We start from the raw sequence: 16965 nt of genomic DNA, 5'->3' as shown, positions 1-16965 counted from the left end.
CAAGGCATACCCCTCGCAGCCCCTCAAATCTGCGAAACCAGCGCTTCGAGCTGCTCCTGCCGCTCAGCCTGATTCAGCTTTGCCCCTGGATTGAGGGTGGACCACTGCGGGTGCGCCCGCGCTTTGACCAACGCCTCCGGCAACTTGCCCTCACGCCAGGCCTTTTCATCCAGCTCCACCAGACGAATGCTGTCCTGTGCCGCATGCCCGCGGTTATCCAGCGCCACCATCAACTGCTGCTGACGCAAGGCCAGCAAACGCAATACCGTATCGTCCACGGTCAGCTCGCGCTTGCCCTTGAGCTTGCCCATCAACCGTGACCCATAGTTGCGCGCCGTCTGCAGCGCGCCGCCGGCAATCGCCCCGGCCAGCGCCGCTGCGCCGAGGGTAAGGCCACCAACCAGCAAATCGACCCCGGCACCGGCCGCAGCCCCCGCCGCCACACCGCTTCCCAAGCGCACGCCCAGCAGTTTCAACGTCTCTGGATTGAACAAATCATCGCCCCAGCGGCCATCCAGCAACGGCAGGTCGCTGGCATGGGCATCCTCGCGGCGGAAGGCATACAGCTTGAGCAAGGCCTCGACGCAACGCTGTTCACGTTGGCGTATGTCCTGGCGCAGCGCCTCGATGGCCCGGGCTTCTGCCGCCGGTTCGGCCTCGACACTGCGCCGGCATGCAGCGCAGTCGAGCAGCAGTTCGGCGATCAGGCGCTTGCCGCTGTGCCGGCGTGCCAGGCGCTGCGCCTGCTGGTCGTCGATCAGCCGTTGCAGTGCCGGGCGGGCGCTTTCCAGCAGCAGCGCCAGGCTTTCGTACAAACGGCGTTCGCCATCCTCTGGCGGGGCCACGCTGTCGAACCGCACCAATGCGTGAAGCCCAAGCCGGGCAAGGGCTTCACGCCATTCCGGTTCGCGGTGCTGGCTGCTGGCGACGAAGTTGAGCACCGGCAGCAACGGCTTGCCGCAGTTGGCCAGTACTTCCAGTTCGTCTCGGTACTTGGCCAGCACCGGCTCGCGCGCATCGATCACATACAGGCCGGCATTACTGGCCAGCAGTTGGCGCAATACCTTGGCCTCCTGCTCGAAACGTTGGCGCGCTTCGCTGCCCTGCAGAAAACGCTCCAGGCGGGCCGGGCCGTCCAGGCGCTCGCCCGGGCGTTCCAGACGTTCAAGGTAGTCGAGCAGCGCGATGGCATCTTCCAGGCCGGGCGTGTCGTACAGCTCCAGCAAGGGTTCACCGTCCACAGACAGTCGCGCACCTTCCACATGGCGGGTGGTGCTGGGGCGGTGGGACACTTCGCCAAAACCGACGTCGCGGGTCAGGGTGCGCAGTAGCGAGGTTTTGCCAACATTGGTATGGCCGACCACGGCCAGTTTCAGTGGCTCAGTCATGGCCATGCTCCAGCCAGGTCAGCGGTGAGGTGTCGGCATGTTGCAGGCCAAGGCGGTCAAGGGCCTCGTGCCAATCGCCCAGGCGCTCGGCATCGAGGGGCTGGCCCGGTGCGGCCTGCAGCAGCCAGATACGGGTGGCGCCGGCATTGCGCGCCAGTTCGGCGAGCAGCGCCAAACTGCCTCGGTCGGGCGAGCGGCGTGGGTCGCAGGCGATGGCCAGGCGTGCCGGTGGGAAGCGGCTGAGCTGTTCCAGCAGCCGGTTGCGTGATTCGCGGCTGTCGAGCACGCCGGCATCGGTCACGCTTTTGGGCAGGGCGGGTGGCCAGGGGCGCTGGTCATCCAGCTCCAGGCCCACCAGCAGGGCACCGCTGCTGCCGCTTTCCAGCTGCCCGGCGGCAAATTGTGGCAAGGCTTCCGGTGCGGCGTCCTGCACGCCGATACGCTCGCTGCGCGGCATCAGTGCCTCGCGCAGTTGCGCGTAGCCAGGCAGGCCCAGGTCCAGCGTCAGGCGTTCACGGCCCTGGCGCCAGCGCCACAGGCATAGCCCGGCCAGCAGCAGGCGGGGCAGCAGGCCGTATACCAGCACCACGCCGAGCAGCCAGCTGGCCCAGGCCTGGCGTGCCATGTCCAGGGCCGGCAGGCTGTCGCCGCTGGCGCGGATCATGGCTTCGTCGGGCACGGCGAAGCCTAGCAACGAGGGCAGGGCGCCCAGCGCTTGGGTCAGGTGAATGAACGGGTCGGCGGCGAGCAAGGTGGTTTCCCAGACAAAGCCATAGCGCCGGGTCGCCAGCAAGGCCAGCAGCATGCCCAGTGCGGTAAGCATCGCCAACAGCCAAAGGCCATGTACCAACAGGCCGAGCAGCCACCGGTTGAGGCGTTGACGTTGCAGCAGCACCAGCAGCGCTGGCGCCAGGTGCGCGGCCTGGGCATCGCGGGCAAAGCGTTCGCTTAGCCACAGCCACAAGCGGCCCAGCCCTGCGCCATGCTCGCCGCTCAGGGCAAAACCCATGGCCCAGCCCAGCAGCATCAGCAGGTTCAGCCCGAGCAGGCTGCCCAGCGCCCAGAACACATTCACCGGGCGCTGCCCGTCACCGAGGGCGGCCAGCCCCAGGCCTGCGCCGCTGAGCACGGCCATCAGCAGCAAGGCCAGCAGCGCCAGGCGCGCGCCCTGCTTCCAATGGCGCAGGGCGCCGGTCATGCCATCGCGCTCGGCGAGGAACAGCGCACGTGTTTCGATGCGCGTGGCCAGGTCGCCACCTAGCTGGCGGGCGTGGCGGTTGGCTTCCTGGTCTTCCAGCGGGCCGGCATGTTCTTCGCGCAGGCGTACCGCTTCGGTGAGCCAGCGCTTGTCCAGTGGCGTGGGTGCAGTCACAAGGTCTTCCATTGCACAGGTCAAGGCAGAAGCATAACCCACACGCCCGGTGCTATCCTCGCTGGCATGAATACATCACTCCCCCTCAGCCTGATCGCGGCGTATGCCGAGAACCGCGTGATCGGCATCGACAACTCCATGCCCTGGCATTTGCCGGGGGACTTCAAGTACTTCAAGGCCACCACCCTGGGCAAGCCGATCATCATGGGGCGCAAGACCTGGGATTCGCTGGGGCGGCCGTTGCCTGGGCGGCTGAACATCGTGGTCAGCCGCCAGCCGGAGCTTCAACTGGCGGGTGCCGAGGTGTTCGCCTCGCTTGAAGAGGCGTTGGTGCGGGCCGAGCAGTGGGCGCGCGAGCAGGGCGTCGGAGAGCTGATGCTGATAGGTGGGGCGCAGCTGTATGGGCAGGCGCTGGAGAAGGGGCTGGTAAACCGTATGTACCTGACGCGGGTTGAGTTGGCGCCAGAGGGGGATGCGTGGTTCCCGGCGTTTGATGAAGGGCAGTGGAGGCTGACTTCTAGCGAGGCACAGGCTGAGGAAGGCAAGCCGGCGTATCACTTCGAGGTTTGGGACAAGGGTTGAGATTGTCGGGGGGGCTGCTTCGCTGGTGAACCCGCTCCTACGGGGGACCACAGGGTGTTCAGATTTTGAACAAGACTCAAGCGGTCTTGCCGCGAAAGGGGCGCAAAGCGCCCCGGCGATCTGTCAGGTGTGGCTCAGCTCGGCATGTTCATCTCCGGCCAGCACTTCCTTGTCTGTCTCTTTCAGCAGCTGGCTGGTGACAACGCCCGCCGTCATCGAACCGTTCACGTTCAACGCCGTACGGCCCATGTCGATCAGCGGCTCCACCGAAATCAGCAGCGCCACCAACTCCACCGGCAAGCCCATGGCTGGCAGCACGATCAGCGCGGCGAAGGTAGCACCGCCGCCCACGCCGGCAACCCCTGCCGAACTCAGCGTGACGATGGCCACCAGGGTGGCAATCCACAGTGGGTCGAAGGTGTCGATGCCTACCGCTGGCGCAACCATCACCGCCAGCATGGCCGGGTAGAGCCCGGCACAGCCGTTCTGGCCAATGGTGGTGCCGAACGATGCGCTGAAGCTGGCGATCGATTGCGGCACGCCCAGACGGCGGGTTTGTGCTTCGATGTTCAGTGGAATGCTGGCGGCGCTGGAGCGGCTGGTGAAGGCAAAGGTCAGCACCGGCCACACCTTGCGGAAGAAGCGCAGCGGGCTTACGCCGGTGGCGGCGAGGATGATGCCATGCACCACGAACATCAACCCCAGGCCCAGGTACGACACCACCACGAAGCTGCCCAGCTTGAGGATGTCCTCTGTGTTGGAGCTGGCCACGACTTTGGTCATCAACGCCAGCACGCCATAGGGGGTCAGCTTCATCACTACCCGCACCAGGCGCATCACCCAGGCCTGCAGGGTGTCGATGGCCGACAGGGCGCGCTCGCCCTTCTCTGCGTCGTCCTTGATCAACTGCAGCGCGGCCAGGCCGAGGAACACGGCAAAGATCACCACGCTGATGATCGAGGTCGGCTTGGCCCGAGCCAGGTCGCCTACCGGGTTGCTGGGGATGAACGACAGCAACAGTTGCGGGATGTTGAGGTCGGCGACCTTGCCCGCGTAGTCACTGTGGATAACCTGCATGCGTGCGCTTTCCTGGGCACCGGCCACCAGGCCCTCGGCGCTGAGGCCGAACAGGTTGGTCAACACAATGCCGATCAGAGCTGCAATGGCGGTGGTCGCCAACAGGGTGCCGATGCTCAGCACGCTGATGCGGCCCAGTGAAGAGGCATTGTGCAAGCGCGCCACGGCACTGAGGATCGAGGCGAAGATCAGCGGCATGACGATCATCTGCAACAGGCCGACATAGCCGTTGCCGACCAGGTCGAGCCAGGCAATGGTTGCCTTGAGCACGGGGTGGCCAGCGCCGTAGATCGTGTGCAGCACAAGGCCGAAGACCACGCCCAGCACCAGGCCAAGCAGTACCTTCTTGGCCAGGCTCCAGTCTGTGCGGCGGGTTTGTGCCAGGCCCAGCAACAGGGCCAGGAACGCCAGCAGGTTGAGTGACAGCGGCAGGTTCATTGAAGCTCCAGCAGAAAAAGGCAGAAATGGCATCGCCTCTGTGAGCGATTGCGAACGGAAATGCTAACAGCCTGAAAACAAACGAATTTATACCCAAATGGAATTGGCATAGTCGTTTATGGAATAACGAGGTGTCGCAAATTGCAATGAACAAGGCGTTTACAGTTGCCTGGGGGTCGTTATCGAGGGTTTGCAGTGGGGATTGTTGCACTAGCGTTTCTGGGTCATTTCAGGAGATTCGTACATGAAAGTCGCTGTGAAAGCCGCCGCCATCGGCCTGTCCCTGCTGTTCAGTATCGAAACCTTCGCCACCGAGCTCAAACACTGGCCTGCCGACGCAGCCAAGCAGCTCGACAGCATGATCGCCGCCAATGCCAACAAGGGTAACTATGCGGTGTTCGACATGGACAACACCAGTTACCGCTATGACCTGGAAGAAGCCTTGCTTCCGTTCATGGAAAACAAGGGCCTGCTAAGCCGCGACAAGCTCGACCCATCGCTGAAGCTGATGCCGTTCAAGGACACTGCCGAGCACAAGGAAAGCCTGTTCAGTTACTACTACCGGCTGTGTGAAATTGATGACATGGTCTGCTACCCGTGGGTAGCCCAGGTGTTCTCTGGCTTTACCCTCAAGCAGCTGAAGGCGCAGGTGGATGAGCTGATGGCTTCGACCAAGCCGATCCCCAGCACCTATTACGAAGGCGACCAGGTCAAGGCCATCGAGGTTCAGCCGCCCAAGGTCTTCAAGGGCCAGGCCGAGCTGTACAACAAGCTGATGGAGAATGGCATCGAGGTCTATGTGGTTTCGGCGGCCTCCGAAGAGCTGGTGCGCATGGTCGCCTCGGACCCCAAGTATGGATACAACGTGAAGCCCCAGAACGTGATTGGCGTGAGCCTGTTGCTCAAGGACCGCGCCAGCGGCCAGCTGACCACTGCGCGCAAGCAGATCAGCGCCGGGCACTACGATGCCAAGGCTAACGAGGGCCTGGAGCTGACCCCCTACCTGTGGACCCCAGCCACCTGGATGGCGGGCAAGCAGGCGGCGATCCTTACCTACATCGATGAATGGAAGAAACCGGTGCTGGTGGGCGGCGACACGCCGACCAGCGATGGCTACATGCAGTTCCACGGTGTGGATGTGGGCAAAGGCGGTATCCACCTGTGGATAAACCGCAAGGCCAAGTACATGGACCAGCTCAACGGGATGATTGCCAAAAATGCGGCAGCGCAGGCCAAGGAAGGGTTGCCGGTGACGGCAGACAAGAACTGGGTGATCGTCACGCCGGAGCAGATTCAATAGGGGTTAGGTTTGATTTGAGCCGGCTGCGCCCTGGCAGGTGTGGATCCAATGACTATGGTTGATGGCACATGGATGTCATTTCTGCCGGAGCTTGCCAGTGGCTATTCGAGATCAGCAGTTCATCTACCACCTGACAAGTATTGAAAATGTCCCTTCCATCATGCAAAGGGGCTTGCTTCCCAGAGCCCACTTGCAGGCCGGTTTTACCGATATCGCTGATCCTGAAATTATCGAAGGCCGGCGGGATGAGGGGATGGAACAGTTTGTGCCATTTCATTGGTTTGCGAAAAACCCCTTCGATGGCAGAGTGCATCAGGATCAACCGGGTGAGCGTTTTGTGTTAATTGCCGTGGCCAGAAGCCACGCTCGTCAGTCCAACTGGCGGGTGATACCAAGGCATCCGTTGGCCGGTGGCACGTTCGAGCTACTGGATTATGAAGCAGGGTTTGGAGCGATTGACTGGGACATGATGGAGCGACGAGAGTATCGTGATCCCTTGTGCAAGCACATTTGCATGGCTGAGTGCTTAGCCCCGGGCCCAGTACTGGCGGCCCAGTTTTCAAAAATCTATACGCCATCACCTGAAATCCAGCAATCCGTAGCGCGGGAAGCAAGAGGAGCGGGGATGGGCAATCTGTGGATCGACTCGAATCCAAACATGTTCCCACCTAGATGATTTATTCCAGTCTCAACCCATCCAAGGCACTCATCTGGCGAATTGTTCACCGCGATAACCTGTCGTGGGTTCTGGATCATGGGCTGCACGCTGTCTCCTCTGGGAAGCTTTCCAGCACCTACGTTGGAATTGGCAATCCAGAGCTGATCAGCAAGCGAGCGCAACGCCGTGTGCCTCTGGAACCCAATGGGACGCTGGCAGATTATGTACCGTTCTACTTCACCCCGTTCTCCGTGATGATGAAGAATATTCATTCGGGGTGGGGGGTTCCTCAGCGGCGGAATGAAGAGATCGTGATTCTTGTCTCCAGCCTGTACCATGCGCAGTCGCTGGGTTTGCAGTTTGTGTTCACGGATGCCCATGCCTACCCGCATTGGGCCGGCTACTACAGTGACCTCACGCAGCTGGACAAAATCGATTGGGAGATTTTGCAACGCAGGGATTTCAAACGTGACCCTGATGACCCTCGGAAAATGGAGCGTTATCAGGCTGAGGCCCTTATCCATGGACATGTCCCAGTTGCTGCCCTTCTGGGAATTGTCTGCTACAACGAAGCTTTGAAGGGGCGTGTCGACAAGGAGGTTCAGCAACGTCGATTGAATCTCCCTGTGTATGCTCGTCCTGGGTGGTACTTCTAATGATCCGCTTTATGCAAGGTAACCTGCTGGAGGCCAAGGCCGAAGCGCTGGTTAACACAGTTAACACCGTAGGGGTGATGGGGAAAGGCATCGCGCTGATGTTCAAGGAGCGTTTTGTCGAAAACTATCGCCAGTATGCTGCTGCCTGCAAAGCGAAAGAGGTGGTTACCGGGAAGATGTTTGTTACTGAAGTGCGTGAGCTGGACGGTCCACGCTGGATTGTGAATTTTCCAACCAAGCGGCATTGGCGCTCACCTTCGCAAATCGGCTGGATCGTTGAGGGCCTTCATGATTTGCGCAACTTCATTATCAATAACCAGGTGGCATCGATTGCTATCCCTCCACTTGGCGCTGGTAATGGCGGGTTGCCTTGGGCTGCGGTACGAGAGCAGATTCAGAGCGTTCTGGGTGATCTGGATGCGGATGTTTTCGTTTTCGAGCCTACGGCAAATTACCAAAACGTTTCCAAGCGCAGTGGAGTTGAGGTTTTGACCCCGGCTCGAGCCCTGATTGCAGAGCTTGTGCGCCGCTATTGGGTGCTGGGGATGGAGTGCAGCTTGCTCGAAGTCCAGAAGCTTGCCTGGTTTCTGGAGCGATCAATCGAGCGGTTCACGCCAGGCATCAACCCATTGGAATTGAAGTTTGTCGCTCATAAGTATGGTCCTTACGCCAACCGGCTTGAGCACCTGCTAGATAATCTGGATGGCAGCTATTTACACTGCCGAAAGCGGATCAGCGATGCAGGCCCTCTGGACGTTATCTGGTTTGATGAGGGGCGCAAGTCATTTTTACAGGCGTATCTGAACAGTGAAGCCAAGGCCTATTTGCCGGCGTTGGAGTTCACTGCCGAGTTGATTGATGGTTTCGAGTCTCCGTTTGGTATGGAGCTGCTGGCCACCGTTGATTGGTTATTGCATGAAGATGGTGTTGAGCCGACAGTCCCTGCAGTTCGCGAACACCTGAAAAGTTGGTCAGGAGGGGTAGGTGCCGCTGCTCGAAAAAGCAAACTGTTCGATGACGAGGCACTTGGAATCGCTCTTCAAAAGCTGTCAATGTTTCGATCCGACCCAGCCACCTCGCTTCACTGACCGTCAATGAACAATCAAAAAACCGGCGCCCAGGGCGCCGGTTCTTATTTCACGCCAAAAGCACCTCAGAGGCCTTCCAGCATCGCCTTGTTACGCACAGCGCCTTTGTCGGCACTGGTGGCCAGCAGGGCATAGGCCTTGAGCGCGGTAGTCACCTTGCGTGGACGGACCTCAGCTGGCTTCCAGCCCTTCTTGTCCTGCTCGACGCGGCGTTCCGCCAGCTCTTCATCGCTGACCAGCAGGTTGATAGAACGGTTAGGGATGTCGATCAGTACCTTGTCGCCGTCGCGCACCAGGCCGATGGCGCCACCTGCCGCGGCCTCTGGCGAGGCGTGGCCGATCGACAGACCCGAAGTACCGCCTGAGAAGCGGCCGTCGGTAAGCAGGGCGCAGGCCTTGCCCAGGCCTTTGGATTTGAGGTACGAGGTCGGGTACAGCATCTCTTGCATGCCCGGGCCGCCTTTCGGGCCTTCGTAGCGGATGATCACGATGTCGCCGGCTTTCACCTCGTCGGCGAGGATGCCGCGCACGGCGCTGTCCTGGCTTTCGAAGATCTTCGCGGTGCCCTCGAACACGTGGATCGATTCGTCGACACCGGCGGTTTTGACCACGCAGCCATCCAGCGCGATGTTGCCGTACAGCACGGCCAGGCCGCCCTCTTGCGAGTAGGCGTGTTCGAAGCTGCGGATACAGCCGTTTTCACGGTCGTCGTCGAGGGTTTCCCAACGGGTCGACTGACTGAATGCGGTCTGGGTCGGGATACCGGCAGGGCCGGCCTTGAAGAAGGTGTGCACGGCTTCGTCATCGGTCTGGGTGATGTCCCATTTGGCGATGGCTTCTTCCATGCTGCGGCTGTGCACGGTCGGCAGGTCGGTGTGCAGCAGGCCGCCACGGGCCAGCGAACCGAGGATGCTGAAGATGCCACCGGCGCGGTGGACGTCTTCCATATGGTACTTCTGGATGTTCGGCGCCACTTTGCACAGCTGCGGCACTTTGCGTGACAGGCGGTCGATGTCGCGCAGGTCGAACGCCACTTCGCCTTCCTGTGCTGCTGCCAGCAGGTGCAGGATGGTGTTGGTCGAACCTCCCATGGCGATGTCCAGCATCATGGCGTTTTCGAACGCTTTGAAGTTGGCGATGCTGCGTGGCAGGACCGACTCGTCATTCTCGCCGTAGTAGCGTTTGCACAGTTCGACGATGGTGCGGCCGGCCGTGAGGAACAGCTGCTCGCGGTCGGAGTGGGTGGCCAGGGTCGAACCGTTGCCCGGCAGGGCCAGGCCCAGGGCTTCAGTCAGGCAGTTCATCGAGTTGGCGGTGAACATGCCGGAGCACGAACCGCAGGTCGGGCAGGCGCTGCGCTCGTATTCGGCGACTTTCTCGTCGGAAGCCGTGGAGTCGGCCGCGATGACCATGGCATCGACCAGGTCCAGGCCGTGGCTGGCCAGCTTGGTCTTGCCGGCTTCCATCGGGCCGCCGGAAACGAAGATCACCGGGATGTTCAGGCGCAGGGCGGCCATCAGCATGCCGGGGGTGATCTTGTCGCAGTTGGAGATGCAGACGATGGCGTCAGCGCAGTGCGCATTGACCATGTATTCCACGGCGTCGGCAATGATTTCGCGGCTTGGCAGCGAGTACAGCATGCCGTCGTGGCCCATGGCGATGCCGTCATCGACCGCGATGGTGTTGAATTCCTTGGCCACGCCACCGGCGCGTTCGATTTCGCGGGCCACCAGCTGGCCCAGGTCCTTCAGGTGCACATGGCCCGGGACGAACTGGGTGAACGAGTTGGCGATGGCAATGATCGGTTTCTTGAAGTCTTCGTCCTTCATCCCGGTGGCGCGCCACAGGGCGCGGGCGCCGGCCATGTTGCGGCCTTGGGTGGAAGTCTTGGAACGATAATCAGGCATGAAACACTCCTGGCGGCTTAATCAGGTCACAAATAGGGGAGTGAGCTTCTCTTGTCCTTTGCGCCGCAGGCCGGTTGCCACTGGCACGGATGGGGCCAAGACGGCGCGGGATCGCCGCGTGCTTGACCAGAGCTCATAAACCCGCCGGGGATGACTGGCGATGAATAGGCCGATTCTACACCGCTGGCGCGGTGAGGGAATGCAGATGTGGATGGTTGGCGGGGGGATTGCGGCAGGAAAGGGCCGCTGGGCGGCCCTTTTTGGCAGATTTCAGCTGTTCGGCAGTAACCGGCAGGTGATGCTTTTGATGTAGCGGGTTTCGGCAATGGCCGGGTGTACCGGGTGATCCGGGCCCTGGCCGCCACGCTCGAGCAACTGCATGTTGCGGTCCAGGTGACGGGCGCTGGTCAGGAGGATGTTGTTCAGGTCGTCCTCGGGCAGGTGCATCGAGCACGAGGCGCTGACGAGGATGCCGTCTTTGTTCAACATGCGCATGGCCTGTTCGTTCAGGCGGCGGTAGGCCGCTTCGCCGTTTTTCAGGTCTTTTTTGCGCTTGATGAAGGCGGGTGGGTCGGCAATGATCACGTCGAAGCGTTCTTCGGCTGCCTTGAGCTCGCGCAGGGCTTCGAACACGTCGCCTTCGATGCAGGTCAGCTTCTCGCTGATGCCGTTCAGTGCAGCGTTACGCTCCACGCCGTCCAGGGCAAAGCCCGAGGCATCGACACAGAACACTTCGCTGGCGCCAAAGGCACCGGCCTGCACGCCCCAGCCGCCGATGTAGCTGAACAGGTCGAGTACACGCTTGCCCTTCACGTACGGCGCCAGGCGGGCGCGGTTCATGCGGTGGTCGTAGAACCAGCCCGTCTTCTGGCCTTCGCGCACCGGGGCCTCGAACTTGACGCCGTTCTCTTCCAGCGGCACCCAGTCCGGCACTTCGCCGTAGACGGTTTCGACATAGCGCTGCAGGCCTTCGGCGTCGCGCGCGGCGGAATCGTTCTTGAACAGGATGCCGCTGGGCTTGAGCACCTGCACCAGCGCGGCGATCACGTCATCCTTGTGCGCTTCCATGGTGGCCGAGGCCAGCTGCACCACGAGGATATCGAAGAAGCGGTCGACCACCAGGCCTGGGAGCAGGTCGGAGTCACCGTAGACCAGGCGGTAGCACGGCTGGTCGAACAGGCGCTCGCGCAGCGACAGGGCGACGTTCAGGCGGTGTACCAGCAGCGACTTGTCCAGCGGCAGCTTGATGTCGCGTGACAGCAGGCGGGCGCAGATCAGGTTGTTCGGGCTCAGTGCGACGATGCCCAGCGGCTTGCCGTTGGCTGCCTCGAGAATGGCCTGCTGACCCGCCTGGAAGCCTTGCAAAGGGGTCGCGCTGACATCGACTTCGTTGCTGTAGACCCACAGGTGGCCGGCGCGCAGGCGGCGGTCGGCATTGGCTTTGAGGCGAAGGCTGGGCAGGGACATGACGTCGCTCCGGGAAAAAGAGCGGGATTATAGCGTGTCTGCGGTGCTTTCGCCTTTAGAGGAGTGGTAACCGGGGGCGCTTAGAGGGTTAAAATGCCGCGTCCTAAACGAGTGTGCACGTATGTCCCAAGAACTCAGCGCCGAACAGATCCAGCAAGCCTTGCAAGGCATCACCATCCCGCCTCAACCGCAGATCATGGTCGATCTGCAGTTCGAGCAGTACATGCCTGACCCGGACCTGGAAACCATCGCCAAGCTGATTTCCCAGGACCCGGGCCTCTCTGGCGCCTTGCTCAAGCTGGTCAACTCTCCGCACTTTGGCTTGTCCAACAAGATCGGTTCGATCCAGCGTGCGGTGAACCTGCTGGGTAGCCGTTCGATCATCAACCTGATCAACGCCCAGTCGATCAAGGGTGAGATGAGCGACGAGACCATCGTTACCCTCAACCGCTTCTGGGATACCGCCCAGGACGTGGCGATGACCTGCCTGACGCTGGCCAAGCGTACCGGCATTCAGGCGGCGGACGAGGCCTATACCCTTGGCCTCTTCCATGACTGCGGCGTGCCGTTGATGCTCAAGCGCTTCCCCACTTACATGGAAGTGCTGGAAGAGGCATACGCCAAGGCCGACGAAGAAACACGCGTGGTCGATACCGAAAACCGCACGTTCAACACCAACCATTCAGTGGTCGGCTACTTCACAGCCAAATCCTGGCGCTTGCCTGAGCACCTCAGTGCGGCCATCGCCAACCACCACAATGCCTTGGGCGTGTTCCGCGACGATACTTCGCGCAATACCCAGAGCCAGCTGAAAAACCTGCTGGCGGTGCTGAAGATGGCCGAGCACATCTGCGCGTCCTACCGGGTGCTGGGCAACCAGTCGGTGGACCACGAATGGAATGCGGTCGGCCCTTTGGTGCTCGATTACATTGGCTTGTCGGAATACGATTTCGAAAACCTCAAGCAGAACATTCGCGAGTTGGGCGGACACTGACACATGCCGGAATTGCCAGAAGTAGAAACCACCCGGCGCGGTATTGCGCCACACCTGGAAGGCCAGCGCGTCAGCCGTGTGGTGGTACGCGACCGGCGCCTGCGCTGGCCGATTCCGGAAGACCTCGATGTGCGTCTGTCAGGGCAGCGCATCGTCAGCGTGGAGCGACGCGCCAAGTACCTGTTGATCAATGCCGAAGTGGGGACGCTGATCAGCCACTTGGGCATGTCGGGCAACCTGCGGCTGGTCGAGCTGGGCTTGCCGGCGGCCAAGCATGAGCATGTCGACATCGAACTGGAGTCCGGGCTGATGCTGCGCTACACCGACCCACGCCGCTTTGGTGCCATGCTGTGGAGCCTGGACCCTCTGAACCATGAGTTACTGCTGCGCCTGGGGCCTGAGCCGCTGACGGACCTGTTCGATGGTGAACGGCTGTTCCAGCTGTCCCGCGGACGGTCGATGGCGGTCAAGCCGTTCATCATGGACAACGCGGTGGTGGTGGGAGTGGGCAACATTTACGCCACCGAGGCGCTGTTTGCTGCCGGTATCGACCCACGCCGGGAGGCGGGCGGGATTTCCCGGGCGCGCTACCTGAAGCTGGCGACCGAGATCAAGCGGGTGCTGGCGGCGGCGATCGAGCAGGGTGGTACCACCCTGCGTGACTTCATCGGTGGCGACGGGCAGCCGGGGTACTTCCAGCAGGAACTGTTTGTGTACGGGCGTGGCGGGCAGCCGTGCAAAGTATGCGGCACTGAGTTGCGCGAAGTGAAGCTGGGGCAGAGGGCGAGCGTGTACTGCCCGCGCTGCCAGCGATGAAACGTTCGCTGCAAACCTGTTGAAGCAAAACCTGAACGTTGGCGCGGTCCCTGTGGGAGCGGGCAAGCCCGCGAAGCAGGCGACGCGATGAATGGCACCGGCTGCGCCGGTGTTCGCGGGCATGCCCGTGCCCACAGGGAGCGTGCAGCGAAGTGCAGTGATCAGCCCTTGCCAGTGATCCGGCGATACTTGGCCATCAGCTGTTCTTCGGTTTCCGGGTGCGCTTCATCCAGCGGGATGCAGTCGACCGGGCAGACCTGTTGGCACTGCGGCTCGTCGTAATGGCCTACGCACTGGGTGCACAGGTTAGGGTCGATCACGTAGATCTCTTCGCCTTGGGAGATAGCCTCGTTCGGGCACTCGGGTTCGCAGACGTCGCAATTGATGCAATCGTCGGTGATGATCAGGGACATGGGGGCTCCGGCCGGGGCTCATAGCCCGGGCATGTTCAACGCAATGGGCACAATTGTGCCGCATTCGCGCCCGCAGTGCACGCGGGCGCGACAATCAGGCGTCAGGCTTGCTTCTTGAAGCGTTCAGTCAGCGCGTCGGCCACCACCGGGTGGACGAACTTGCTGATATCACCGCCCAGCGCCGCAATCTCCCGGACCAAGGTCGAGGAAATGAACGAATAACGCTCCGACGGCGTCAGGAACAGGCTCTCGACATCGGGGGCCAGTTGCCGGTTCATGTTCGCCAGCTGGAACTCGTACTCGAAGTCGGACACTGCACGCAGGCCACGCAGGAAGACGTTGGCGCCCTGTTCCTTGGCGAAATGCGCCAACAGGGAAGAGAAGCCGATGACTTCGACATTGGGCAGGTGCTTGGTGACCTCACGGGCGAGCTCAACCCGTTGTTCCAGCGGGAACAAGGGGTTTTTCTTGGGGCTGGCCGCCACCGCGATGATCACGTGGTCGAATAGCCGCGAAGCGCGCTCGACCAGATCGCCATGGCCTTTGGTAATGGGGTCGAAAGTACCCGGGTACAACACTCGGTTCATCGCGTCATCCTGGCTGGAGTGCGTTGGGGAGTCGGATGGTAGCGCAGCGACGGCGCCCCGGCCAAGTCATGCGGCCGACTGATGGCACTATAGACAGGGGCCATATTCGTTGTCATGCGCTGTGTGCCAGGCGGGTGGCCAGTGCTTCACTGAGCCTGGCGCTGATGGCATACACCGACAGTTGCGGGTTGGCGCCGATGCTGGTGGGGAACAGCGAACCGTCGTGAATCGACAGGTTTTCCAGCTGGTGATGGCGTCCCAGGCTGTCGCACACCGCCTGGCGCGGGTCTTCGCCGAGTGCGCAGCCGCCCATCACATGGGCGCTGCCCAAGCGTGTGCGGAAGGGCTCCAGGCGCAGTTTGTCGATCATGGTCAGGGTCTGTTCCAGGCCTGATGCGGCGCTGGCGTCGCTGTGCACTGGGGTCACCTGGGTGGCGCCAGCGGCGAACTGTACTTGCGCCATGCTGCGGTAGGCTCGTCGCAAGCCGTCACGCAGGTAGTCGGTGACCGGGTAATCGAGCACGGGTGAACCATCGCCGCGCAGTTCCACGGTCCCACCCTGGCTTTCGGGGTGAAAACCATCGCGTAGCAGCGCCAGCATCACATGGGTATGGGGCAGCTCGGCCATGCGCTGGGCATTCTCGTGGCCGTGCCCACCCAGCAGGGTGCTGGCCAGGGCCGGGTGCAGCGGCGGTACTTCCAGCTTGTAGCCAACCGGACCGTCTGCGCCGCCTTGCCACTGGAAGTGGTCGCTGTAGATCGACTGCGGGGCGCCATAGTAAGGGTCGATACGCTCGCTGAAGCGTGCCGCACTGAAGTTGACAAGGTGCAGGAAGGTCCGCTTGCCGAGGCGGCCATGCGGGTCGGGCGCGGCAGAGCGCAGCAGCAGGGCCGGGCTGTTGATACCGCCACCGGCCAGGAGGTAATGGCGTGCCCGCACGCTGATCTGCCTGCCGGTTGGGTGTATGCCTCGGGCGTCCAGGGCCCGGCATGTCAGGCTCTGAATGCGTTCGCCGTTGTGGGTGAAGCGCTCGGCCCGCGCCAGGTACAGCAGCTCGCCGCCTTGCTCGAGGGTGGCAGGTATACGGGTCACCAGCATCGATTGTTTGGCATTCACCGGGCAACCCATGCCGCAGTAGCCCAGGTTCCAGCAGCCGCGCACGTTGCGCGGGATCACCCCCCAGCGGTAGCCCAGCTGTTCGCAGCCCCGGCGCAGCACATCGTTGTTGGCATTCGGCGGCAAGGCCCAGGGGCTGATGCCCAGCTCCTGCTCCATGCGTTCGAACCAGGGGCGCAGTTCATCCTCGCTCAAACCGTTCACACCGTGGACCGAGGCCCACTGCGCCAGGGTTTGCGGCGGGGTACGAAAGCTCGAGGTCCAGTTCACCAGCGTGGTGCCACCCACGGCACGGCCCTGCAGGATGGTAATGGCGCCATCCTTGCTCATGCGCCCCAGGCCTTCCTGGTAAAGGCTGGCGTAAGCTTCATTCTCCAGCAGGTGAAAGTCGCTGCTGGTCTTCAGTGGGCCTTCTTCAATCAGCAGTACCTTGAAACCGGCAGCGCCGAGCATCTGGGCACTGGTGGCGCCGCCGGCACCACTGCCGATCACGACAATGTCGGCCTCCAGAGACAGGTCGTGCTCCAGGCGCGAGGCGTCGTAGGTGATCCAGCCGCGTTCGAGGCCTTGGCGAAACGGGTCGGGGACAGGCATTGGCGATGCTCTTGTTGTTTTCAGATTTTCGGTGGGCCCGGGTAACCGCAGTCTGCCCAGGATTCGGGGCATTCGTACCAGGCCATTTGCAGTAGTTGCAGCAACGAGGCGTGCCCCATGCGTAGCAGGTTCAGCGAGCTGTCCTGCCAACGCTGCAGGAACGCCGTGACCTGCGTGGCGCCAGCCTGGCCCCAGCTGACCCAGACGCCGGTCAGCGGGCCGCGAGTCAGTGGCAGGCTGAGCACGTCGAACAATTGCCGGGTGAGCTTGAGCATTTCCGGCGACAACGCCGCCAGCTTGTTGTCGAGGCTGCGCATTACCGGCGTCTCGGTGGCCTGCGTGCCGGCCAGCACCACCGGGATCAGCGCTCGCAGCAGTGGCAGGTCGTCGTCGCGGAGTACCTGATAGCCGGTCGCGGCTGTTTGCGCGCTGCACCCCACCAGGCTGGCGCCCGCCAGAAAAGCACTGGCGCCGAGGCTGAAACGCAGCAGTTCGCGGCGGTGCATGGTGC

General features: G+C 62.0%; 16 protein-coding genes. 7 read left to right on the top strand and 9 right to left on the bottom strand.

Annotated features, from left to right (window positions below):
* Positions 1–23: 23 nt before the first annotated feature.
* Both AC3B5Q_RS24560 and AC3B5Q_RS24555 read right to left on the bottom strand, forming a co-directional pair.
* A complete protein-coding gene (locus AC3B5Q_RS24560; protein ID WP_021783638.1) occupies positions 24–1388 on the bottom strand; it encodes a GTPase/DUF3482 domain-containing protein in 1365 nt (454 codons plus the stop codon).
* Positions 1381–2772 carry a DUF2868 domain-containing protein gene (locus AC3B5Q_RS24555; RefSeq protein ID WP_081004704.1) on the bottom strand — a complete coding sequence of 464 codons (1392 nt, stop codon included), beginning with the start codon at positions 2770–2772 and terminating at the stop codon, positions 1381–1383. The genes AC3B5Q_RS24560 and AC3B5Q_RS24555 overlap by 8 nt, the downstream gene beginning before the upstream one ends.
* A gap of 54 nt (positions 2773–2826) precedes the next feature.
* Here AC3B5Q_RS24555 and AC3B5Q_RS24550 point away from each other — a divergent pair, with 54 nt between their 5' ends.
* Positions 2827–3342, top strand: coding sequence for a dihydrofolate reductase (locus tag AC3B5Q_RS24550; RefSeq protein ID WP_021783640.1), 516 nt, complete (start codon positions 2827–2829; stop codon positions 3340–3342).
* A gap of 123 nt (positions 3343–3465) precedes the next feature.
* Here AC3B5Q_RS24550 and AC3B5Q_RS24545 read toward each other — a convergent pair whose 3' ends face one another.
* Positions 3466–4857, bottom strand: a complete 1392-nt coding sequence (locus tag AC3B5Q_RS24545) for an L-cystine transporter (protein ID WP_021783641.1) — start codon at positions 4855–4857, stop codon at positions 3466–3468.
* Between the two features lie 244 nt (positions 4858–5101).
* Here AC3B5Q_RS24545 and pchP point away from each other — a divergent pair, with 244 nt between their 5' ends.
* The 4 genes from pchP (at position 5102) to darG (ending at position 8559) form a co-directional block, all read left to right on the top strand.
* Entirely contained in the window at positions 5102–6157 is a 1056-nt protein-coding gene (pchP, locus tag AC3B5Q_RS24540; RefSeq protein ID WP_021783642.1) for a phosphorylcholine phosphatase PcpP, read from the top strand.
* 97 nt (positions 6158–6254) lie between these two features.
* Positions 6255–6833, top strand: coding sequence for a DarT ssDNA thymidine ADP-ribosyltransferase family protein (locus tag AC3B5Q_RS24535; RefSeq protein ID WP_488392768.1), 579 nt, complete (start codon positions 6255–6257; stop codon positions 6831–6833).
* On the top strand, positions 6830–7471 hold the full coding sequence (gene darT / locus AC3B5Q_RS24530; protein WP_019752695.1) for a type II toxin-antitoxin system toxin DNA ADP-ribosyl transferase DarT: 642 nt from the start codon (positions 6830–6832) through the stop codon (positions 7469–7471). Before AC3B5Q_RS24535 ends, darT begins: the two co-directional genes overlap by 4 nt.
* Positions 7471–8559, top strand: a complete 1089-nt coding sequence (darG, locus tag AC3B5Q_RS24525; RefSeq protein WP_275966674.1) for a type II toxin-antitoxin system antitoxin DNA ADP-ribosyl glycohydrolase DarG — start codon at positions 7471–7473, stop codon at positions 8557–8559. The genes darT and darG overlap by 1 nt, the downstream gene beginning before the upstream one ends.
* A 65-nt stretch (positions 8560–8624) precedes the next feature.
* Here darG and ilvD read toward each other — a convergent pair whose 3' ends face one another.
* Together ilvD and AC3B5Q_RS24515 are read right to left on the bottom strand one after the other, a co-directional pair.
* Positions 8625–10466: a dihydroxy-acid dehydratase gene (ilvD, locus tag AC3B5Q_RS24520; RefSeq protein WP_003249056.1), complete on the bottom strand. Its 1842-nt coding sequence runs from the start codon at positions 10464–10466 to the stop codon at positions 8625–8627.
* A 270-nt stretch (positions 10467–10736) separates the two neighbouring features.
* Positions 10737–11933 carry a class I SAM-dependent rRNA methyltransferase gene (locus AC3B5Q_RS24515; protein WP_004575470.1) on the bottom strand — a complete coding sequence of 399 codons (1197 nt, stop codon included), beginning with the start codon at positions 11931–11933 and terminating at the stop codon, positions 10737–10739.
* 175 nt (positions 11934–12108) lie between these two features.
* Between AC3B5Q_RS24515 and AC3B5Q_RS24510 the strand changes: the two genes are divergently transcribed.
* Both AC3B5Q_RS24510 and mutM read left to right on the top strand, forming a co-directional pair.
* Positions 12109–12927 (top strand): HDOD domain-containing protein, encoded by an 819-nt coding sequence (locus AC3B5Q_RS24510; RefSeq protein ID WP_172402782.1) that lies wholly within the window; start codon positions 12109–12111, stop codon positions 12925–12927.
* A 3-nt stretch (positions 12928–12930) separates the two neighbouring features.
* Complete coding sequence (gene mutM / locus AC3B5Q_RS24505; RefSeq protein WP_004575471.1) at positions 12931–13743, top strand: bifunctional DNA-formamidopyrimidine glycosylase/DNA-(apurinic or apyrimidinic site) lyase; 813 nt, start codon at positions 12931–12933, stop codon at positions 13741–13743.
* Between the two features lie 161 nt (positions 13744–13904).
* Here mutM and AC3B5Q_RS24500 read toward each other — a convergent pair whose 3' ends face one another.
* The 4 genes from AC3B5Q_RS24500 to AC3B5Q_RS24485 all read right to left on the bottom strand — a co-directional run bounded on the left by AC3B5Q_RS24500 (position 13905) and on the right by AC3B5Q_RS24485 (position 16960).
* Positions 13905–14156 carry a YfhL family 4Fe-4S dicluster ferredoxin gene (locus AC3B5Q_RS24500; RefSeq protein WP_003249063.1) on the bottom strand — a complete coding sequence of 84 codons (252 nt, stop codon included), beginning with the start codon at positions 14154–14156 and terminating at the stop codon, positions 13905–13907.
* A gap of 101 nt (positions 14157–14257) precedes the next feature.
* On the bottom strand, positions 14258–14743 hold the full coding sequence (coaD, locus tag AC3B5Q_RS24495) for a pantetheine-phosphate adenylyltransferase (RefSeq protein ID WP_010955660.1): 486 nt from the start codon (positions 14741–14743) through the stop codon (positions 14258–14260).
* A gap of 112 nt (positions 14744–14855) precedes the next feature.
* On the bottom strand, positions 14856–16454 hold the full coding sequence (locus AC3B5Q_RS24490; protein ID WP_101196381.1) for a GMC family oxidoreductase: 1599 nt from the start codon (positions 16452–16454) through the stop codon (positions 14856–14858).
* A 20-nt stretch (positions 16455–16474) separates the two neighbouring features.
* Complete coding sequence (locus AC3B5Q_RS24485) at positions 16475–16960, bottom strand: twin-arginine translocation pathway signal protein (protein ID WP_084850198.1); 486 nt, start codon at positions 16958–16960, stop codon at positions 16475–16477.
* Positions 16961–16965 lie beyond the last annotated feature (5 nt).

Source organism: Pseudomonas sp. D5(2026) (assembly GCF_057766845.1).
This window is presented reverse-complemented; position numbering and strand designations above follow the sequence as displayed.

Excerpts from the sequence above, each read along its gene's own strand:
- coaD (WP_010955660.1), bottom strand. The coding sequence starts at position 14,743 with ATGAACCGAGTGTTGTACCCGGGTACTTTCGACCCCATTACCAAAGGC.
- AC3B5Q_RS24515 (WP_004575470.1), bottom strand. The coding sequence starts at position 11,933 with ATGTCCCTGCCCAGCCTTCGCCTCAAAGCCAATGCCGACCGCCGCCTG.
- AC3B5Q_RS24555 (WP_081004704.1), bottom strand. The coding sequence starts at position 2,772 with ATGGAAGACCTTGTGACTGCACCCACGCCACTGGACAAGCGCTGGCTC.
- AC3B5Q_RS24545 (WP_021783641.1), bottom strand. The coding sequence starts at position 4,857 with ATGAACCTGCCGCTGTCACTCAACCTGCTGGCGTTCCTGGCCCTGTTG.
- AC3B5Q_RS24550 (WP_021783640.1), top strand. The coding sequence starts at position 2,827 with ATGAATACATCACTCCCCCTCAGCCTGATCGCGGCGTATGCCGAGAAC.
- AC3B5Q_RS24485 (WP_084850198.1), bottom strand. The coding sequence starts at position 16,960 with ATGCACCGCCGCGAACTGCTGCGTTTCAGCCTCGGCGCCAGTGCTTTT.
- AC3B5Q_RS24500 (WP_003249063.1), bottom strand. The coding sequence starts at position 14,156 with ATGTCCCTGATCATCACCGACGATTGCATCAATTGCGACGTCTGCGAA.
- darG (WP_275966674.1), top strand. The coding sequence starts at position 7,471 with ATGATCCGCTTTATGCAAGGTAACCTGCTGGAGGCCAAGGCCGAAGCG.
- pchP (WP_021783642.1), top strand. The coding sequence starts at position 5,102 with ATGAAAGTCGCTGTGAAAGCCGCCGCCATCGGCCTGTCCCTGCTGTTC.
- AC3B5Q_RS24490 (WP_101196381.1), bottom strand. The coding sequence starts at position 16,454 with ATGCCTGTCCCCGACCCGTTTCGCCAAGGCCTCGAACGCGGCTGGATC.
- ilvD (WP_003249056.1), bottom strand. The coding sequence starts at position 10,466 with ATGCCTGATTATCGTTCCAAGACTTCCACCCAAGGCCGCAACATGGCC.
- darT (WP_019752695.1), top strand. The coding sequence starts at position 6,830 with ATGATTTATTCCAGTCTCAACCCATCCAAGGCACTCATCTGGCGAATT.
- AC3B5Q_RS24560 (WP_021783638.1), bottom strand. The coding sequence starts at position 1,388 with ATGACTGAGCCACTGAAACTGGCCGTGGTCGGCCATACCAATGTTGGC.
- mutM (WP_004575471.1), top strand. The coding sequence starts at position 12,931 with ATGCCGGAATTGCCAGAAGTAGAAACCACCCGGCGCGGTATTGCGCCA.